Here is a 19512-nt window from a genome sequence, read left to right on the forward strand (position 1 = left end):
ATGAGCGGCTGTTATTCCGCCTGAGTGTCTTCATGACGCAAGTTATATATGATTTGCTGATAGGCTTCTCGCAGGGCGTTTTTTTGTTCATCTGCGACCTTGTTCAGAAGCAGACAGCGCTCAAACACCTCTTCCTCATCCAAGTCTTGTAGTGTCTCAGAGGTTTGCTGCTGGTTTAGCACTTTATTATAAGTGCGGGTATTTTTTATTTTTAGTACCTCACACCGCAAGCCATCTACCATCGCCTGGATATGCTCACGTAACTCGCTGACCAGCTCGTCACCTGTGTAAATCACTTCGAGCCAAACAGACTCCGTGTCATCTAAAGACTGAGCAGTACTATCAATTTTCTGTTGGATAGACTGTAGATCACCTGAGACTTGTGCCAGTTTTTGAAACGTGGGAATAGGTAAGGAAGCGATCTGCATCTGACATGATTTGTCAAAATGTAGTCGCTGCGGTGGAGAGGTCATTTTTGAGTCAACATCATTTGAATTGAGGTCATCAACCTTGCTTTCTTGCTTTACATGGTGTTCGTCTACATTGCTTTTGTCGCGGCCCTCATTGTTTACTGAATCATCAAAGCCAAACAAATCATCCATAAAACCACTCGTCTGATTGGCTACTTTTTTAGCCGCTTTTTCTACCGATGTTTCAATTGTAGCAACTGTACGGGTGATCTGAGGCGCATTGCTTGCAATGGTACGAGCAGCGGTATTGTTTGACATTGGTTTTTTATCACTAAACTCGTTTTTTACTGCGCCAAACTGTATGAGCAACACTTGTTTTTGCTGGCGCGCCTCACCAAAGCCCATTGCAATGGGTGAGCCTGAATAGCGAATGGTCTCACGGCCGCCAACGCGCTGTGGTACGTGCAAATGCCCAAGGGCGACATAGTCAAAACCCTCATCAAACATATCAGCGGAGATTTTGCCAAGTGAGCCAACATAGAGATCGCGCACGCCGTCATCATCGGTTGTTTTGCCATTAGCTGCAAATAGGTGACCTGTGGCAATGATAGGGATATGCCGTTGATGTACCTCGATTAATTTGGCCTGCTGTTCTCTAGCAATCGCTGCTACTTCATCATAGTGGGCGCGAATACCTTTGATAACATTGGCGTCTTTGCTATCCGCAGACTCGCCAGCGCTACTGCTACGTACATCACGGTCGCGCAGGTAGGGTACAGCGGCGATAATGCAATGAGGATTGTTATCATCATCACCTAAGACCAATACCTCATCTTCTAAATCATCACAAGCAGTCCCAATCACATGGACATTCAAAAATTTGAGCACATTGCTTGGCGCATCCAAAAACGTCGGTGAGTCATGATTGCCTGCGACAATGACCACATGCTGACAGCAGGAACGTGAGACCTTACCCAAAAACTCATAATATAGCGCTTGGGCTTTATTGCTGGGCGTCATGGTATCAAAGATGTCACCTGCGACAATCAATATATCTACTTGCTGTGCGCTAATGGTGTCTTTTAGCCACTGCAAAAATGCCTCAAACTCTTCATAACGCAGACGACCATAAAGCCTGCGCCCCAAGTGCCAATCGGACGTGTGCAATATTTTTAAAGGTCTAACAGAGATATATTTAGAAGCAATAGATAGGGGCATAGTTTGGCTTATCATTAAACGTCAGAACATTAATTAGGTAGCTTCCATTCTAGCAAGAATCGTTGAGATTTTCTCTGTTGCCAAAAGAAAACCCTACCAATAGATAATTGACAGGGTCGCTTTGCGGTACAGGTAATAATAAAACACAGAAGATTAATCGATGATGAGCTGCTCTAGATCGTCCCCTGAATTTGTCGCAAGATTTGCAATCATCGATAGCGCATGAGCTTGTTGATCTATGGGCTGTTTGACTGCTTCACCTCTTGAGCCTTCACGTAACCAGTTTTTAGCTATGTCATCGCTGCTTTGGTTGTGCTGCTGATTTTGTAAATTGTACCAAGCCAAATCATGATGCAAGCTGACCACGTCGCCCATAATAAGCAGGGCAGGCGTCGGCAGCTGAGCGGTTTCTTGCTGACTGACGATGCTGGCAAGCGTACCTGTTAGGACTTGCTGATTGGGCATACTGGCATTAGAGACAATGGCAATTGGCGTATCAGCGCTACGACCAGCGTCAACCAAGCCTTCAGTCAAGCGCGCCAGCGAATGCAGACCCATATAAAATACCACCGTCTCATCGGTGTTCAAGAAGTTTTTAAAGTTGTTGTTGGGTGCACCTGCCTTCAAGAATCCTGTCACAAAACGTACGGACTGTGAGTGGTCACGGTGAGTTAAGGGTATGCCAGCATAGCTAGCAGCGGCATTGGCAGCGGTGATCCCTGGTACGACCTGATACGGCACACCATGAGCGCGCAGGCTTTCAATTTCTTCACCGCCACGACCAAAGATAAATGGATCGCCACCTTTTAATCGAACCACACGCCGACCTTCTTTGGCGCTATTGACCAATAACTCATTGATGCCAAGCTGCGCGACAGTATGGTTACTGCGTTTTTTACCGACAAACACTTTGTCTGCATCACGGCGGCAAAGATCCAGCACTTGTGGAGATACCAATGCGTCATAGTAGACAATATCGGCTTGCTGCATCAAACGCAGCGCTTTAAATGTCAAAAGCTCTGGGTCACCAGGGCCTGCGCCAACGATATAGACTTCGCCGACGGGGGGTGATTTTTTTTCTGACTCGTCTGATAGCGTAGGCGTTGTATTTTCCGCAGCATGGGCTTTATCATGAATAGCAGCGGCAGTACTATCTAAATCCGCTTGCAACTGAGCAGCCGCTTCGGTTTCATTACCAGCAAACATCAACTGGCTGACTTGACCTTCAAACGCGCGCTCCCAAAATTGGCGGCGTCCAGTCAGCGTTGGTATTTTGGACTTTACCTCACTGCGAAAATCCCCTGCCAACTTGGCCAATTTACCATAGCCTTGCGGGATTAAGGTCTCAAGGCGTGCCCGTAATAGCCGTGCCAATACAGGCGCTTTACCATTTGATGAAATGCCGATGACAATAGGGTTACGATCAATAATGGCTGGAAAGATAAAATCGCACAATGGCGGCGTATCGACCACATTGACCGGGATATTTAGCTCAGTCGCATCTGCGTGAATCTCATGGTTAAGCGCTTCATCGTCAGTCGCGGCAATGATCACGCGAGCGCCTGACATATAGGATTTGTGATAGTTTTTTTCAATCAACTCGTGCTTATTGTCACTCAGTAACTCTCGTATTTCGTGGCTGATATTAGGCGCAAGAATCGTAATGCACGCACCCGCACGGCTGAGCAAGTCCGCTTTACGCAGTGCCACTTCGCCGCCGCCCACGATGAGCACTTTACGGCCTTCTAATTTAAAAAATAGCGGGAAGGTGTTCATAGTGTCACCATATATTGAATTATTTATTATATAGTCGAACCACTATTAAAGTGTTACAGCGTTAGACTCGTTTAGCCTACTACTGTAGTACTTGCACTCGTCTGCCTTGTACCACTTTTAATATTGATTGACTATAAAAGTAGAAAAGATATAAGGAATGCCGCCATTATGAGGTATCACAGACACACTCTCACCTAATGAATTGGCATTAGTATATTTGTTTTTTGAATATTAATTGATATTTTTCTTGCTAATAGGAATAGATTAAATGATTTTCTCAAATCAATAAATTCTCTAATACACGCTAACATATCCCAAAATTAGGGTGTGCTAGCATGTCTTAAGGTAATTAATCGTATATCAATAATTCACAATATTTAAAAAGAGTAAGCATACTATGAAACTATAAGACAGAGTGGCGATTATATTTGGTGGCGCTTCAGGGTTGGGCGAGGCGACGGCAAAGGCGTTTGCTAATGAAGATGCTAAAGTCGTCGTCACAGGACGCGATGAGGAAGATGGCAGAAGATGGCAATCGAATCGTCAAAGACATTACAGATAACAATCAAGATGCCATCTTCGTAAAAGCTGATGTAACACAAAAGAGTGATATTCAAGCCGTAGTTGATAGCGCATTAACGACTTACGATAAAATTGATATTTTGTACAATGGTGCTGATATTCATGATGGTTATGACAATGCTGTTGAGCTAGAAGAAGATTTTTACGATAAATTGATGGCGATTAATATCAAAGCGCCTTATCTGGCTTCAAAAATGGTGATTCCGCATTTATCAAGCAAGGTGTCGGTGCTATTATTTAGGTCGCAAATAGCTTTAGTAGTTGCAAATATGATCGTCAATCATAAAAAAAGCCCTCTCTTAAATTAAAGAAAGGGCTTTTTTCATTCAGAAAACACTAAAATTAAAGCTGAGTATGCAGACCGCACTCACGGCTTTCTTCTACTTTAGTTGGATCAAAGTAGTCATGCTCGTTTGGCAAGTTGTGCTCATCTAAGTACACATCCAAATCTGCATCGGTTTTTTCAAACAATGGCGCTACTTTCAATACACCGTCTTTTGATAAGCTAAGTACATCAAGCCCTTGACGGAACTCAGTTTGGTCTTTACGAATCGCGTTAAACCATACGTCAGGCTTTAGCTCAGCAAGGGCGCGGCGGAATGGCTCAAGTTTCACTTGTTCAGTGAACTCGCCATGTTGCGGGTTGTCAATGCCTGGGATACCATTCATGGTTGAATCACGGTGTGCAGCGGTTTGTTTTGGGATATAAGTCACAACGTTGAGATCAAGATCACGAATCAATTTGTTGGCAAATTGATAGGTCGCATCGGTGTTATAGCCTGAATCTACCCACAATACCGTGATGTCAGGGCGCTGCTTGGCAACCAAATGCAAGATCGCTGACTCATAAGGACGGAAGTTGGTGGTGATGATTGGGTTTTTGGCTTGCGTCAATGCCCACTCAACGATTTGCTCAGGTGATTTACCTTGCAAATCTTGGTTTGCTTGGTCTATATCTAGGTTTGGGTGTAATTGGCTCATAATACATTCCTTAATAATTGTTAATATAAAAATAGCGATTTGATAGTGAATAATAAAATCAGTTTTTTGAGAACATCGGTAATGCTGAAGCGTCTCGACCATCATAGCTACTGGCTAGGGCAGTGAAGGCTTGGCTAATATCAGATTTAGCATCATGCTCATTGAGTACAAAGCTGGTCGCACCAGCGCGCAGCAAATAAGCGATTTGATCACGACCAAACGCGCCTGCCATGCGAATATCACCTTCATAACCAAGCTGACGCAGGGTCTGTGCAAAACTAAAACCGCGACCGTCCACAAAACTTGGGACATGAATGACGATCAAGTCTTGCGTCAATAAAAAGTCTTTTACATCAGACAGATCATCAGCATCGGTGTTGGACGTGATCCACACACCCAATCGGCTGCTGTGCTGCTTGAGGATATCCAATACTTGCGCGAGCAAACCGTTTGCCAGTTTTCCATCAGCATTTAATAAATCTGCTAATGGAACAAGTACATCAACTTTTTCTTGTTTGTGTAACAGCTCAAGTAAGGTCAGGTTTGATAACGCGATACCGTCAGGCAGCTGCGCTGTCGCTAGTGCTTGCCAAGTATCTTCGCCACTGATGTCTGCGCCATGGCTATCGAGCACATGATGATTAGCCATAGACCTTCTCCTTAAAGGGGGCGATACCAACGCGGTCAATCACGTCACCAAAACCCTCAACATCTTGTTCGTTAGTGCCGCGTATATCGAGATACACATCTAAAATGGTTTGTAAGGTGCTGGCCACATCATCCGCTGGCACCGCTTTTCCTAAGATTTTGCCCAATTTGGCGTCATTACTAGAGTTACCGCCAAGGCTAATCTGATACCAGTGCTCGCCTTTTTTGTCCACACCCAAGATACCGATATCACCTGTGTGATGGTGAGCGCAGGCATTCATGCAGCCTGACATGTTTAGGCGAATATCACCAAGATCATACAAGTAATCCAAATCATCGAACTGCTTTTCGATTTGCTCAGCAATATTATGCGTAGTCGCATTGGCCAGTGAGCAGTAATCCCAACCTGGGCAGACAATCATGTCGGTTAAGGTGTTGATATTGGCGCGTGCTAAATGCAAATCTGATAGCTGCTGCCACAATTCATAAAGCTCATTGGTTTGCACATCAGCGAATACCAGATTTTGCTGATACGTACCGCGCAACTCACCAAAGCTATAACGATCAGACAAATCGGCAAGCGCATCCATTTGCGCATCACTCAAGTCACCTGATGGCACATAACGACCGTCCACCAGTCCGGCTTTTAAAGAGATCACGACCGCACGGTAACCGTCCACCTTATGTGCCACAGTATTCTGGTTATACCAGTTGGCAAAGTCTTTATCAGCGTTTAGTTGTTGTTGTAGCTCAGACTGTACTGCGAGCGCATCAAATGACTGATAATCAGGCATGCTAAAGTAGCTAGCAGCGGTGTCAAAATTGTCATCCGTCAAGGTCAGCGGACCGTCTTTGGTGTGTGCTTCCCACTCAGCTTCTACCAGTTTGGCAAACTGATCGCCGCCTAAGCTGTCGACCAAAATTTTAATACGGGCTTTGTACTTGTTATCACGGCGACCGTGCAGGTTATAAACGCGCAAAATGGCATCGAGATAGCTGAGTAAATGCTCACGAGGTAAAAACTTACGAATCGTTTTACCAATAATAGGCGTACGTCCTAAGCCACCACCAACGATCACTTCAAAGCCAAGCTCGCCTGCGTCATTGGTAACGACGTGCAGACCCACATCATGTACTTGCGTTGCCGCACGATCCGCTTCGGTACCGATCACTGCAATTTTAAATTTACGCGGTAAAAAGGCAAACTCAGGGTGGAAGGTTGACCACTGACGAATGATTTCGCAATAAGGACGTGGATCAGCGATTTCTTCCTTATAGATACCCGCATAAGGATCGGTTGTGGTGTTACGAATACAGTTGCCTGAGGTTTGGATGGCATGCATCTGTACCGTTGCCAATTCTGCCAAAATGTCTGGCACTTCTTCTAGTTTTGGCCAGTTCAACTGAATATTGGTACGAGTCGTGAAATGCCCGTAGCCTTTGTCGTATTTGCGGGTAATCTCAGCCAATTTGCGTAGCTGATAGCTGGCAAGCAAGCCGTAAGGAATGGCAATACGGAGCATCGGTGCATAACGCTGGATATACAAGCCGTTTTGCAATCGCAGTGGTAAGTACTGCTCTTCTGGCAGCTCACCTGCCAAAAATCGCTCAGTTTGGTCGCGAAATTGGGCAACTCGTTCGTCTACTAACGTCTGGTCAGCGTAATTATATTGATACATGACGTAATCTCAGTTTTGTTTTTAGTCTTAAAAGCAGCGATGGCAGCAATCTAATATCTGTGCTCGTAGGTGATAGACTTTACCACAAATCGCAATTTAAACAATTCAGGGTCACATCATATAAGCTTCTATCTATAAACATAAATTCCTTTCAGACATATCCATATCCAAACACAGCATAAATTTTCATAACGAAAGTTAGGTAGCCTATGCTTATCAAATTTAACGCCTGATCACTAGTACGCTACTTCTTATCTATCGACGGCTTTCTTCTCAGTTTTGTATATTTAATCACTTTCGTATTTTTGCTCATCTCTTCCAACCATTCTTTCTAATAAGAGGTTTTAATAACGATATGTCTCAGACCCAGATTCAGACCCAAAGCCAAACTCAATCAAAGTTGGTTCCACCACATGGCAGTGCCGAGCTAAAGCCACTGTTGTTAGAAGGCGAAGCACGCAAGCAAGCCCTAGAGCTTGCCAGCACCTTACCAACCATTACCTTAAGCTCACGCGAGCGTGGTGATCTGATCATGTTCGGTATTGGCGGCTTTACACCATTAAATGGCTTTATGAATAAAGCTGATTGGCAAGGTGTGGTTGACAACATGCGCTTGCAAAGTGGGGATAATAAAGGTTTGTTTTGGCCCATTCCGATCACCTTGTCTGCACCAAAAGCGACGGCGGATAGTTTGAGTCAAGGCGACAAAGTGGCATTGGTCGCACAAGATGGTGAAGTTATGGGCATCTTAACAGTAGAAGAGACCTATACCATTGATAAAGAACACGAGTGTCAGCAAGTATTTACCACCACAGATCCAGAGCATCCAGGCGTCCAGCAAGTGTTGGATCAAGATGAGGTCAATATTGCAGGTAGCGTAGAAGTACTGAGCGAGGGCGAGTTCCCAACGCGTTATCCTGGTATCTATAAAACGCCCGCGCAAACGCGTCAAATCTTTGAAGAGAAAAACTGGAAGACTGTGGCGGCTTTCCAAACGCGTAACCCGATGCACCGCTCACATGAATATCTGGCCAAAATCGCAATTGAGATCTGCGATGGCGTGATGATTCATTCATTGCTCGGCGCACTAAAACCAGGTGATATTCCAGCAGAAGTGCGTCAAGAAGCCATCAAAACCTTGATTGATAATTACTTCAAACAAGACACAGTCATTCAAGCGGGTTATCCATTAGATATGCGCTATGCTGGTCCACGTGAAGCCTTATTACATGCGTTATTCCGCCAAAACTATGGCTGTAGTCATCTGATCGTTGGTCGCGATCATGCTGGTGTGGGCGATTACTATGGCGCGTTTGATGCACAAACCATTTTTGAACAGGTTGGCAAAGACGATCTCATCACCCAGCCGCTAAAAATTGGCTGGACCTTTTGGTGTAATGCGTGTCAAGCGATGGCCTCTGATAAAACTTGCCCGCACGATGCAAGCGAGCACGTCAAAGTCTCAGGCACTAAACTGCGTAAAGCGCTATCAGAAGATCTGGAGGTACCCGACAACTTTAGCCGTCCAGAAGTGCTAGAGATTTTGCGTAATTACTATGCCGGTATTGCTAAAGAAGAACGCGCTGAGGTTAAGCTGACTGGCGCTTCTGCAGTTTAAGATAGTTTTAAAATCTTCAAGCATAAAAAAGGTGTCAGACTTATGGTCTGGCACCTTTTGTTTTTGTCATTTTTAGCATCTCTCACCGCAGTTAGCGTGAGCTATCAAATCGCTAAATCTTCTGTCAGTTTTTGATATTCTCCCGCAAGTGAGGCACCGCCTGAGCAAAAGTAATTCAGCGCATATTTATTTGGGCTATCAATCGTCAGCATATTGTCTTTAAATTGAAAAAAGACGGTGCTGTCATTTGCCTGTGCCTGAAAAATTGTACCGTGTGCCGCGTCTTGCCCCATTAATATCGCCTTACCATCAAACTGACAAGTCTGTTTTTTGATATCGCTACGTGAGCGAACTTTTATATCGACTTGTTGGTCACTCTCTGCACGCACCATGACGCCAACCCAGTCATAGCCTTGTGCGCGTTTGTCATAATCTGCAGAAGCATAATCACCAGAAATATAGTCTTTCATAACATCCACTGGAATTGAATAAACCGCTACAGCATTGCTCGCAGAACTCTTCACCGCGGGCGTCACATTATGACAACCCGTTACGGCAGCTAAGGTAGTGGCTATCAATGTTAATGCTGCAATAGAATGAAAGCGATGGGACGAAAGAGTCATAAAAAGGCCTTTGGTTAAATAAGACGGTAAAATGGATATAGCATTGGCGCATGGGCCCTACCATATAGAATGAGGGTACAGCCTAGCTAAATTATAGCCTATTTAATAAGCCTGCCTGCAATGATTTACCTCACGTTTCCCATAATTTCCTAAAAGCACATGCTAAGTGCTTATGCCAACATCAAGACTTGATAAGCGGATTCGTCACTAAGCGTTTGCTATTTATGCTGCTAGCATAGCTTTCATCATCCGAAAGCCGAAATCAACAGAGTAAAAGTCAAAAAAACCAAGCTCAAATGATTGTAAGCCCTATGATGATCAGAATTTTAACAACACGCTTCTACCACCTTTATCGAGAGCATCATGCAAAAAAAATTCCAAAAATTCCGCATGGCTAGCATCCAGCCAACCAATAATAAACATATAAAAGCGCGGGTACTTACCACTAGCAGCATGCTCGCAGCAGCGATCATGATGACAGGCTGTAGCCCAACCGAAGAGGCGCAAAACAAGGCAGCAAACAACGCTAATGGTGAGACGCAGGATGTCAATCTACTCAATGTCTCCTATGATGTATCTCGCGACTTTTATAAAGAATATAACGCGCTATTTAGCACTGACTATCAAAAAGCCCATCCAAACAGCAAAGTAAATATCAATCAGTCGCATGGCGGTTCAAGCAAGCAGGCGCTCTCTGTTGCCAATGGACTACAAGCAGATGTGGTCACCTTTAACCAAGAGAGCGATATGAATCTGTTGGTGGAAAAAGGTCTAGTCGATTCTGATTGGCAGCAGGCACTACCCAATAATGCTGTGCCGTACACCAGCACTATGGTGCTACTGGTTCGTGCAGGTAATCCAAAAAACATTCAGGATTGGTCAGATTTAGCCCGTAACGATATCGATGTGGTCACGCCCAATCCCAAGACCAGTGGTACAGCGCGTTATGCCTTTTTGGGGGCTTACGGCTATGGCTTGCACCAATTCAAAGAAAACAGTAGCGACAACCCTGTTAAAACCAATGACTTTATTAAAAAGCTGTTGGCAAACGTGGTCACTTATGACAATGGCGCACGTGCTGCGACGACCAGTTTTACCCAGCGCGGCCTAGGTGACGTACTCATCACCACCGAAAATGAGGCGAATTTGGCCGCTCAGCAATTTGCCATGGGTCAGGTCGATATTGTCTATCCCAGTTACTCGATTACGATTGCCAACCCAGTAGCAGTCGTTACGGCAGTGACTGATCAAGCGGGCAAGACCGAAGCGGCAAGTGCCTATCTAAAAGGATTATGGGACAAGCCTGCACAAGAGCTGATGGCAAAAATGTATATGCGTCCGAGTGATGAGCAAATACTTGCTGCCCACAAGGACACATTACCTGATATTGAAACGTTTGAGCCTGTCGCCGTCTTTGGCCCATGGGCAGAGATTATGGATACTTTCTTTGTAGACGGTGGTCGTTTCGATCAGCTGGCAAGTACTAAGTAGTCGTTAATTTCTGGCTTGTAGAATGATCTGTCTTGGCCGTTATCAGTGAAACACGGACAAGATAGATAAGACGTATCCAATGTTAAAATCAGAAAACAGTTGGTTATGCGTATATAATTTTCATAAATTATTGATATGATTGGCTTTGCCTGCTTGTTATTCCCTTTTGGCAATAACATACGCATATTCATCATTAAACATAATAAGATGGCGCTGTTAGCATACTTGCATTACACAACAGACATCTTTGAGGTATTTATGACAGACGTAGCTCGTTATCAACAAAAGAGTAAAACCCTTAGTGCCTTGAGCATTGCTGGCGTTGCTCTGACATTGGGTCTAGCTGGCTGTAGCAACAGTGAGACTACTGAGGCGGCAGCTGACGGTTCAGCGACGACAGAAGGGCAGAATATTGAGCTACTCAATGTCTCATACGATGTGGCACGTGACTTCTATAAAGACTACAACCCTTTGTTTGTTGAGCACTATAAAGCTGAGCATCCAGACAGCAAGATTCTAATCAAGCAGTCACATGGCGGCTCAAGCAAACAGGCATTGTCTGTCGCAAATGGTCTACAAGCCGATGTTGCCACCATGAACCAAGGCTCTGATATCGAGCTACTTGAGAAAAAAGGCTTGGTTGAGTCAGATTGGGAAAGCAAATTCCCTGATAACGCAGTGCCGTTTACCAGTACGATCGTATTTTTGGTACGTAAAGACAATCCAGAAAATATCAAAGACTGGGAAGATTTGACCAAAGACGGTGTTGAGATTGTCATGGCCAATCCAAAGGTCACAGGTAACGGTCGTTATGCATTCTTAGGCGCTTACGGTTATGGTCTACATGCTTTTAATCAAGATGAAACAAAAGCTCAAGGCTACGTCAAAGACATGCTAAAAAATGTCAAAGTCTATGAAAACGGCGGACGTGCCGCGACAACGACTTTCGTACAGCGCGGTATCGGTGATGTATTGGTCACTTTTGAAAACGAGGCCAACCTTGCAGCGACTGATTTTGGTGCGGGTCAAGTAGATATCGTTTATCCAAAATACTCAATCAAATCAGAAAGCCCTGTGGCAGTTGTGAAGACGGTAACAGACAAAAAAGGTACCACAGACGCGGCCAAAGCGTATCTTGATTACTTGTGGAGTGAGCCTGCTCAGCAACTAGCAGCCGATTTATACTTACGTCCTAGCGTTAAGAGCGTTCTTGACAAAAACAGTGACAAATTGCCACCTGTTGAAACTTTCCGCCCGAACGATGCCTTTGGCACATGGGATGAGATCATGAGCACCTACTTCAGTGATGGCGGTGTGTTTGATCAGTTGGCTGTTAATGCGCCGCAGTAATCGCCTGCTACGTATATAAGAACTGCTAGTGCGCTAACCACTAAAACTGGTTGAAGCAGTTAATCGTACAGTCAGTCATTAAGCACCCCATAAAGGACATGGTCGTATGCACTATGTCCTTTATATTGTAAGCCGACCAATAATAATTTTAATAACAGTTGTGATAATAATGGTCTTACGGTGAGCACCCTCGCTAAGTACCATCAGTTAGGCAATAGGACATCACTATGAGTGCAACATCTTCTTCTGCCAGCAAACCCACCAACAAAAAAGGGTGGTTGACACGCTTGCGTCAGCGCAATGTGCTACCTGGGTTTGGTCTGAGCATGGGCATCACTGTCTTTAGTTTGTCATTACTAGTGGTGCTACCGTTTGCCATGATGGCCTATACCACAACTCAGATGGGTTGGACGGGTTTTTGGGAAACCATCACCCAGCCGCAAGTCACTGCTGCAATTAAGCTCAGCTTATGGATGTCATTTTTGGCGATGCTGACCAATATGGTCTTTGGTACACTGGTTGCGTGGGTACTTGTCCGCTATGAGTTTTGGGGTAAGTCGTTAATTAATGCCTTGGTTGATTTGCCATTTGCACTACCAACCGCCGTTACAGGTATCTCGCTTGCGACGCTATACGCGCCTAATGGCTTGATTGGTCAATGGTTTGCCAAGTTCGATATTCAGGTCGCCTTTACGCCGATAGGTATTTGGCTAGCATTGGTTGTGGTGAGCTTTCCCTTTATCGTCCGTGCAGTACAACCAGTACTCGCAGAGCTATCGGTTGAGTTTGAAGAAGCCGCAGCTGTATTGGGTGCCAATCGCTTAACCACTTTTCGTAAAGTGATTTTGCCAGAACTACTGCCTGCACTACTAATGGGCGCAGGTATGATGTTTGCCCGTGCTACTGGCGAGTATGGCTCCGTTATTTTTATCGCGGGTAATATTCCGATGCAGTCTGAGATTTTGCCGCTCATCATTATCAGTAAACTTGAGCAGTTCGATGTTCAAGGCGCTTCTGCGGTTGCACTGTTTATGCTACTCATCTCATTTGTGATTTTATTGACCATCAATATCATGCAGTGGAAACTGTCACGCCGCGTAGGAGCTCGCTAATATGCAAATATCTAATAGCTACGACTACCAAAGTAACGCTGCGACCAAAGACACGCCATGGATACGCCGTACCTTTATTGTGATCGCTGTGCTGTTTATGGTCTTAATGCTGGTGGTGCCATTATTGGCTGTGTTTTATGAGGCTTTTAAAAACGGCTGGCAGTTATATCTTGCGTCATTGGTTGACCCTGAGGCATTACAAGCGATCAAACTGACATTGATCACAGCGGCGATTGTTTTACCGATCAACATGGTCATGGGTATTGCGATTGCGTGGTTGGTCACACGCTATCAGTTTAAAGGTAAGCAGCTGGTCACCACCTTACTTGATTTACCATTTTCCGTATCACCTGTCGTTGCCGGTTTGATGTTTGTGCTGCTATTCGGAATGAACTCTACGATTGGTGGCTGGCTTGAGAGCATGGGTTTTCAGGTGATCTATGCAGTACCTGGTATTATTCTGGCGACGCTATTTGTGACCTTTCCGTTTGTGGCACGTGAGCTGATACCATTGATGCAGACCCAAGGCGACTCTGAAGAGCAAGCCGCATTAACCTTGGGTGCGACTGGCTGGCAGACTTTTTGGCATGTGACATTGCCTAATATTAAATGGGCGCTGCTGTATGGTTTAATTTTGACCAATGCACGTGCGATGGGCGAGTTTGGTGCGGTCAGTGTGGTATCTGGTCACATTCGCGGTGAGACTAATACCATGCCGCTATTGGTTGAGATTGCCTATAATGATTATAACTTTACCGCTGCATTTGCCTTATCGAGCTTACTTGCCGCACTTGCCTTAGTGACGCTACTGATTCAGCAAGTCATGACCAAAGTACAAGAGCGAAAATTTGCTAAGTCTGAACGTTTGGCGGCTGCCCCTGAGCTACCAGTGAGTGCCAATGCGACGACGTCAACGGCTGAGAGTGCTAGTAAGCTATAAGTTGTTTGGGTAAGTATTCAGGATTGTTCAATCATATTGACACAGTCGTTAAGACATCAGTCTCAATACGACAAAAGATATTATAAGAGATACCATTATGAGCATTGAGATTCGCAACGTTAATAAAAAATTTGGTGACTTTACGGCTTTAGACAATATCAATATTACTGTGCCAACTGGCAAGCTGACGACCTTGCTAGGTCCATCAGGCTGCGGTAAGACCACATTGCTACGTATCATTGCGGGTCTGGAATATGCCGACTCTGGACAGGTACTGTTTGATGAGATGGATGTCACCAATACGCCAGTACAGAAGCGTCATATTGGCTTTATGTTTCAGCATTATGCGTTGTTCCGTCATAAGAACATCGCAGATAACGTTGCCTTTGGATTGACGTTACTACCAAAGAATGAACGTCCTAGCAAAGCGGATATCGATAAGCGCGTGGCAGAGCTGTTAGATCTGGTACAGCTCCCACAAGTTGCCAATGCGTATCCGCACCAACTGTCAGGCGGTCAGCGTCAGCGTATTGCACTAGCACGGGCACTTGCGGTCAAGCCAAAGCTACTATTGCTGGATGAGCCATTTGGTGCGTTAGATGCCAAAGTACGTAAAGAGCTGCGCACTTGGCTAAAGAATATCCACCACGAGCTTGGTATCACAAGTATTATGGTGACCCATGATCAAGAAGAAGCCCGCGCCGTCTCTGACGAGATCGTCGTCATGAATCAAGGTAGAGTAGAGCAGGTAGGAACGTCAGAGGAGCTGATACACCAGCCAGCTAATGCCTTTATCAGCGACTTCTTAGATTTGGCTTAGCGGCTCAGCTTTTATCTCACTGTCATTCATAACTGATGAGACAAAAAAATCCTACTTAGGTAGGATTTTTTTTTGGCTTGTTGAATCATACAGAATGCAATTAACTACACTTGTCTATCTATAACATTTAAGCAAGTCTCGATTCATCTTTATCTGAATCACTTGGAGAGAGTTGATCATAAGTGATATTCAAGATGTCTTGACACCATTCTGGTAAGTCATCAGCGACTTCATACCACATCCATGTACCGTCACGTACACAGCTTAAGATACCCAGTTTTTTCAAATGGTTCAAATGACGCGATATCGTTGGTTGCGGTTGATCAAGCATGTCTACCAAATCACCCACGCAACGTGCTTCTTTTTTAAAAAGAATTTGAAATATTTTTAGGCGTGTTTGATCAGATAGGACTTTGAACAAATCGATAGGTCGTATCGTAAAATTATTATCAGACATAGGAAAATTCCAATGGACTTCGTTTATAGGGGTTCAATATAATAGCAGTTATCTAGAAAATCGATTAAAAAATAAGCAAAATTACAGTTCGTCGTTAATTTACTACCTTCTATAATATTCGGTTACATGGACGCTTATAGCCACTTACATAGGTGAATGGTGCGAAATACAACTGTACCATCACGACCAAAAAAGTTCCGAATGTTATTGAAAATGATAACAATTATCGTTATTATACTGCATGTAATCAGCGTGATGCTAAGCAAGTAGTCGCTATCAAATAGTGGTAATCAGAGGAGCCAATCCATGTACGTATGTATCTGTAATAACGTCAAAGAAAAGCAAATCCAAGCAGCCATTGCTTCTGGTGTAGATACCCTTGATGGTCTAAAAGACACTCTCGACGTTGCAACTTGCTGTGGATGCTGTGAGCCTATGGTCAATGATTACTTAGACGAACATCACGCAGCACTCGATGTCTTAGCGTATGCAGTATAACTACTTTTAGCTTAGTCGATCTTATCTCTAATCCAACCAAATATATTCAATATATTGCATCTATTCTTTTATTATACATAAGGAGTAAATAGCAGGCGTCCATATAACCTCATAGATATGCCAACATCGCTGCTATCAATATGTATCAAGTATCGTAACTGACAACTGTAGCTAATTACAATTCTCAATTAGCATCTTATTCTTAGTTCACAACATTACATGCCAGGTGACGACTGTATGCTACTATATCTGTCAAAGATTGTAAGACGTTTTATTGATTTGACCCTTTACTGATCAGTTTACGTATTTAGGTATCTTTATATATAAAAATATGAATATATAGATCGGCAAAAACATATAGAGGAGTGTGCATTATGAAAGGCAGTCAAAAAGTTATTGATTATTTAAATTTCTTGTTAGGCGGCGAGCTGGCGGCACGTGACCAGTATTTTATTCACTCAGAGATGTATGCTGAATGGCATTATGGCAAATTGTACGATCGTATCCATCATGAAATGGAAGACGAAACACTACACGCACAAGCAATTATTCGTCGCATTCTCATGCTGAGTGGTACACCTAACATGACGATCGATCAGGTCAATATCGGCAGCACGGTTCCTGAGATGCTACAGATTGATCTTGATTTAGAATATAAAGTACAAAAACATCTAAAAGAAGGCATTGCGCTTTGTGAAGCAGAGCACGACTATGTCACACGTGAGATGCTTGTTGAGCAGCTAAAAGATACGGAAGAAGACCATGCGCATTGGCTTGAACAACAGTTACGCTTAATTGACATGATTGGTCTGCCTAATTATCTACAGACCCAGATGGCTGAAGTCACTCCTAATCTTGTTTGATATCATCATAGATACGAATAAAAACTATAGTATTTAATATAAATAAGAAAGGGAGAGAGATTATGAAAGGGGATAAAGAGGTCATTCGTGCATTAAACAAGGTACTTGGTCAATCATTAATTGCGATTAACCAGTATTTCTTGCACGCACGTATCGTCCGTCATTGGGGCTTAGAAGCGCTTAACGACTCACTTTATAAGCAGTCTATCGCTGAGATGAAATGGTCAGATGATTTGATTGCGCGTATCTTGCTGTTAGGTGGTTTACCTAACTTACAGGAATTGGGTAAGGTATTGGTCGGCGAGGATGTGCCAGAAGTGATTGATTGCAACTTGCGTTTAGAAAAACAAAAATTCAGTATCATTACGGATGCGATTACCCTATGCGAGACAAAGTCTGACTATGTGTCTCGTCACCTACTGGTTACGATAAAAGATGGTAATGAAGAATACCAGGATTGGCTAGAGACGCAAGAAGATTTGATAGAAAGTATGGGTGCAGAACGCTATATTCAATCACAAATCAGTGATGATGACGAGCCATAAGTAATTTGTCTTAATTAGCATTCGTCTCAATCAGCAATGAAACAAACTTGCCAGCGTGTGATTGGTTTTTAACCAAAATACACGCTGGCTTTTTACGTTTAGAAACCACTAAAGGCTTATATGCGGCAATCAGCTTTTAAGTATTTACCGAGGTAGTTAGTACAAACCACGCCCATCTTCTGGTTTTAACCGTAAAAAGCCCAATCCTGAGAGAATAGTAAAGCCGCCCAGTATCCAATAAGTGACCTGAAAAGCAAGTAAGGTATCTACTTGAAACCGATCACGTAACAAGTTGAGCAGTGCGGCACCAAAGGCAATACCCAATCCGATTGCCATTTGCTGATTGACGGCCATTAAGCTGTTGCCACTACTGGTCTGTGCCCCTTGTAGATCGCCGATAGTGATGGTATTCATGGCACTGAACTGGATTGAGTTACAAACACCAATCACAATCAGCACCGGAATCATCCATGGCCACTGCGCCGCATCTGAGAACTGTCCTAGTACAATAATCAGTAAACCCAAAATAAGGGTGTTGTATACCAATACCACGCGATAGCTGTAACGCTGGATAATTTTGCTGACAAAGGGTTTTATCCCAAGTGCACCAACTGCAATGGGTGCTAATAACCAGCCTGCCTGCGAAGGCGTGTATTCAAAAACGACTTGTAATAGTAATGGTAATAAAAAAGGCACGGCACTGATGCCAATACGCGTGGATAGATTGCCAGTAATACCAATACGAAAAGTGGGCACATTAAAGAGTGTCAAAGAAAATAGCGGCGCAACATGGCGTTTGGCATGCCATACATAGGCCAGTAAAAAACCAATCGATGCGGCAGCTAGCAATAGCGCATTGTAACCGTGACCCACTTTTGAACCCATCTCAACTGCCAAGGTTAAGGCGCACGCACCCAATGCAAACAGCCCAAAACCGACCCAGTCTAAAGACTGCTTATCCCCAAACAGCGCAGGTATGAGTTTTTTGCCAATGACAAACCCCACCACACCCATCGGAATATTGATCAAAAATATCCAGTGCCAACTGGCATATTGGACCAAATACCCGCCAAGCAAGGGTCCAACCAGCGGCGCGACCAAGGCAGGAATCACTGCAAAATTCATTACCGTCAATAACTGATTACGTGGGTAGGACTTTACTAAAATCAAACGCCCAACTGGGGTCATCATAGCGCCGCCAATACCTTGTATCACCCGTGATGCGACCAAAAAATTTAAAGTAGAGGCCATCGCGCACAGCAGTGAGCCGATGCAAAATATCACAATAGCAGAGAGAAAAACGCGGCGCGTACCGTATTTGTCTGCCAAAAACCCACTAATTGGAATAAAAATTGCCAAGGTCAATGCATAGCTGATAACGGCCCACTGCATTTTTAACGGTGACTCATCTAATGCCAAGGCCATCTGCGGCAGTGCGGTGTTCAGGATAGTGGCATCCAGAATTTGCATGAATAGCGCCACTGCTAACACATAGGGTAGGTATTTATTTTGAGCTGGGGTGAGCGTCAGCATGTCAATCCCATTGGATATCTTATTATAAAATCGTGAGGTTCGCGTCTTTACGAACAGATTGCGCGATATAAGTTGAGTAGTATAAGAAAGCTTAGAGGGTAATTAAAGTGCCTCAAGGTAACGAAGCATTATGGCGGGCTTGGGTCATTGAGTGGTATGTCATTAATCACAGTAAAATCGTAACATTGATTACAAGAGAAGACTTTAATATCAGCAGAGGTTATCGTTATAGTAAAGCCTAGCTAATAAATAGCATGGTAATTAATAGAGAAATTAGCATGGCTATAGTGAATTCAGTATAAAAACGATACAGTGGGACTGGGATAAATTTTTCGCAGCATCGAGCAGCCTAGGCACAGCACGCAAGG

18 protein-coding genes and 1 pseudogene are annotated in these 19512 nt (G+C 44.0%); 11 read left to right on the forward strand and 8 right to left on the reverse strand.

Annotation, left to right across the window (positions count from 1 at the left end; all coding sequences use genetic code 11):
• Positions 1–11: 11 nt before the first annotated feature.
• Positions 12–1628 carry an exonuclease SbcCD subunit D C-terminal domain-containing protein gene (locus BLR43_RS10800; protein ID WP_093071017.1) on the reverse strand — a complete coding sequence of 539 codons (1617 nt, stop codon included), beginning with the start codon at positions 1626–1628 and terminating at the stop codon, positions 12–14.
• Positions 1629–1781: 153 nt separating this feature from the next.
• Positions 1782–3404: a siroheme synthase CysG gene (gene cysG / locus BLR43_RS10805; RefSeq protein ID WP_093071019.1), complete on the reverse strand. Its 1623-nt coding sequence runs from the start codon at positions 3402–3404 to the stop codon at positions 1782–1784.
• A gap of 415 nt (positions 3405–3819) precedes the next feature.
• Between cysG and BLR43_RS13935 the strand changes: the two genes are divergently transcribed.
• Both BLR43_RS13935 and BLR43_RS10815 read left to right on the forward strand, forming a co-directional pair.
• Positions 3820–3966 (forward strand): SDR family NAD(P)-dependent oxidoreductase, encoded by a 147-nt coding sequence (locus BLR43_RS13935; RefSeq protein WP_083328815.1) that lies wholly within the window; start codon positions 3820–3822, stop codon positions 3964–3966.
• Positions 3923–4294, forward strand: coding sequence for an SDR family NAD(P)-dependent oxidoreductase (locus BLR43_RS10815; protein WP_071001584.1), 372 nt, complete (start codon positions 3923–3925; stop codon positions 4292–4294). Before BLR43_RS13935 ends, BLR43_RS10815 begins: the two co-directional genes overlap by 44 nt.
• A 34-nt stretch (positions 4295–4328) precedes the next feature.
• Here the strand turns inward: BLR43_RS10815 and BLR43_RS10820 are convergent, their stop codons facing one another.
• Genes BLR43_RS10820 through BLR43_RS10830 form a run of 3 tightly spaced genes read right to left on the reverse strand, consistent with a single transcriptional unit; the run spans position 4329 to position 7294 of the window.
• Entirely contained in the window at positions 4329–4967 is a 639-nt protein-coding gene (locus tag BLR43_RS10820) for a phosphoadenosine phosphosulfate reductase domain-containing protein (protein WP_058025150.1), read from the reverse strand.
• A 58-nt stretch (positions 4968–5025) separates the two neighbouring features.
• Positions 5026–5616, reverse strand: coding sequence for a DUF934 domain-containing protein (locus BLR43_RS10825; protein WP_071001583.1), 591 nt, complete (start codon positions 5614–5616; stop codon positions 5026–5028).
• Positions 5609–7294 carry a nitrite/sulfite reductase gene (locus BLR43_RS10830; protein ID WP_093071021.1) on the reverse strand — a complete coding sequence of 562 codons (1686 nt, stop codon included), beginning with the start codon at positions 7292–7294 and terminating at the stop codon, positions 5609–5611. Before BLR43_RS10830 ends, BLR43_RS10825 begins: the two co-directional genes overlap by 8 nt.
• Positions 7295–7649: 355 nt before the next feature.
• Between BLR43_RS10830 and sat the strand changes: the two genes are divergently transcribed.
• Positions 7650–8912, forward strand: coding sequence for a sulfate adenylyltransferase (sat, locus tag BLR43_RS10835; protein ID WP_071001581.1), 1263 nt, complete (start codon positions 7650–7652; stop codon positions 8910–8912).
• A gap of 104 nt (positions 8913–9016) precedes the next feature.
• On the opposite strand, the gene BLR43_RS10840 is transcribed toward sat, so the two are convergent.
• On the reverse strand, positions 9017–9535 hold the full coding sequence (locus tag BLR43_RS10840) for a hypothetical protein (protein WP_093071024.1): 519 nt from the start codon (positions 9533–9535) through the stop codon (positions 9017–9019).
• A gap of 363 nt (positions 9536–9898) precedes the next feature.
• Between BLR43_RS10840 and BLR43_RS10845 the strand changes: the two genes are divergently transcribed.
• The 5 genes and pseudogenes from BLR43_RS10845 to BLR43_RS10865 all read left to right on the forward strand — a co-directional run.
• On the forward strand, positions 9899–11026 hold the full coding sequence (locus BLR43_RS10845; protein ID WP_093071027.1) for a sulfate ABC transporter substrate-binding protein: 1128 nt from the start codon (positions 9899–9901) through the stop codon (positions 11024–11026).
• Positions 11027–11284: 258 nt separating this feature from the next.
• Positions 11285–12376, forward strand: a complete 1092-nt coding sequence (locus BLR43_RS10850; protein WP_093071053.1) for a sulfate ABC transporter substrate-binding protein — start codon at positions 11285–11287, stop codon at positions 12374–12376.
• A 227-nt stretch (positions 12377–12603) separates the two neighbouring features.
• The gene (cysT, locus tag BLR43_RS10855; RefSeq protein WP_071001578.1) at positions 12604–13488 is read left to right on the forward strand and encodes a sulfate ABC transporter permease subunit CysT; all 885 of its coding nucleotides are present in this window, start codon (positions 12604–12606) and stop codon (positions 13486–13488) included.
• A 1-nt stretch (position 13489) separates the two neighbouring features.
• A complete protein-coding gene (gene cysW / locus BLR43_RS10860; RefSeq protein ID WP_093071030.1) occupies positions 13490–14428 on the forward strand; it encodes a sulfate ABC transporter permease subunit CysW in 939 nt (312 codons plus the stop codon).
• Positions 14429–14525: 97 nt separating this feature from the next.
• Positions 14526–15245 (forward strand): annotated as a pseudogene (locus BLR43_RS10865) (sulfate/molybdate ABC transporter ATP-binding protein); the annotation flags it as partial.
• A gap of 130 nt (positions 15246–15375) precedes the next feature.
• Here BLR43_RS10865 and BLR43_RS10870 read toward each other — a convergent pair.
• Positions 15376–15705, reverse strand: a complete 330-nt coding sequence (locus BLR43_RS10870; RefSeq protein ID WP_071001576.1) for an ArsR/SmtB family transcription factor — start codon at positions 15703–15705, stop codon at positions 15376–15378.
• Positions 15706–16011: 306 nt separating this feature from the next.
• Here BLR43_RS10870 and BLR43_RS10875 point away from each other — a divergent pair, with 306 nt between their 5' ends.
• The 3 genes from BLR43_RS10875 (at position 16012) to bfr (BLR43_RS10885) (ending at position 17611) form a co-directional block, all read left to right on the forward strand.
• Positions 16012–16203 (forward strand): (2Fe-2S)-binding protein, encoded by a 192-nt coding sequence (locus BLR43_RS10875; protein ID WP_058025142.1) that lies wholly within the window; start codon positions 16012–16014, stop codon positions 16201–16203.
• A gap of 374 nt (positions 16204–16577) precedes the next feature.
• On the forward strand, positions 16578–17066 hold the full coding sequence (gene bfr, locus BLR43_RS10880) for a bacterioferritin (protein ID WP_093071032.1): 489 nt from the start codon (positions 16578–16580) through the stop codon (positions 17064–17066).
• A 62-nt stretch (positions 17067–17128) separates the two neighbouring features.
• Positions 17129–17611, forward strand: coding sequence for a bacterioferritin (gene bfr, locus BLR43_RS10885; RefSeq protein ID WP_071001574.1), 483 nt, complete (start codon positions 17129–17131; stop codon positions 17609–17611).
• Positions 17612–17767: 156 nt separating this feature from the next.
• On the opposite strand, the gene BLR43_RS10890 is transcribed toward bfr (BLR43_RS10885), so the two are convergent.
• A complete protein-coding gene (locus tag BLR43_RS10890) occupies positions 17768–19144 on the reverse strand; it encodes a DHA2 family efflux MFS transporter permease subunit (protein WP_093071035.1) in 1377 nt (458 codons plus the stop codon).
• Between the last annotated feature and the right edge of the window lie 368 nt (positions 19145–19512).

It is taken from the genome of Psychrobacter pacificensis, assembly GCF_900101915.1.
Taxonomy (GTDB): Bacteria; Pseudomonadota; Gammaproteobacteria; order Pseudomonadales; family Moraxellaceae; genus Psychrobacter; species Psychrobacter pacificensis.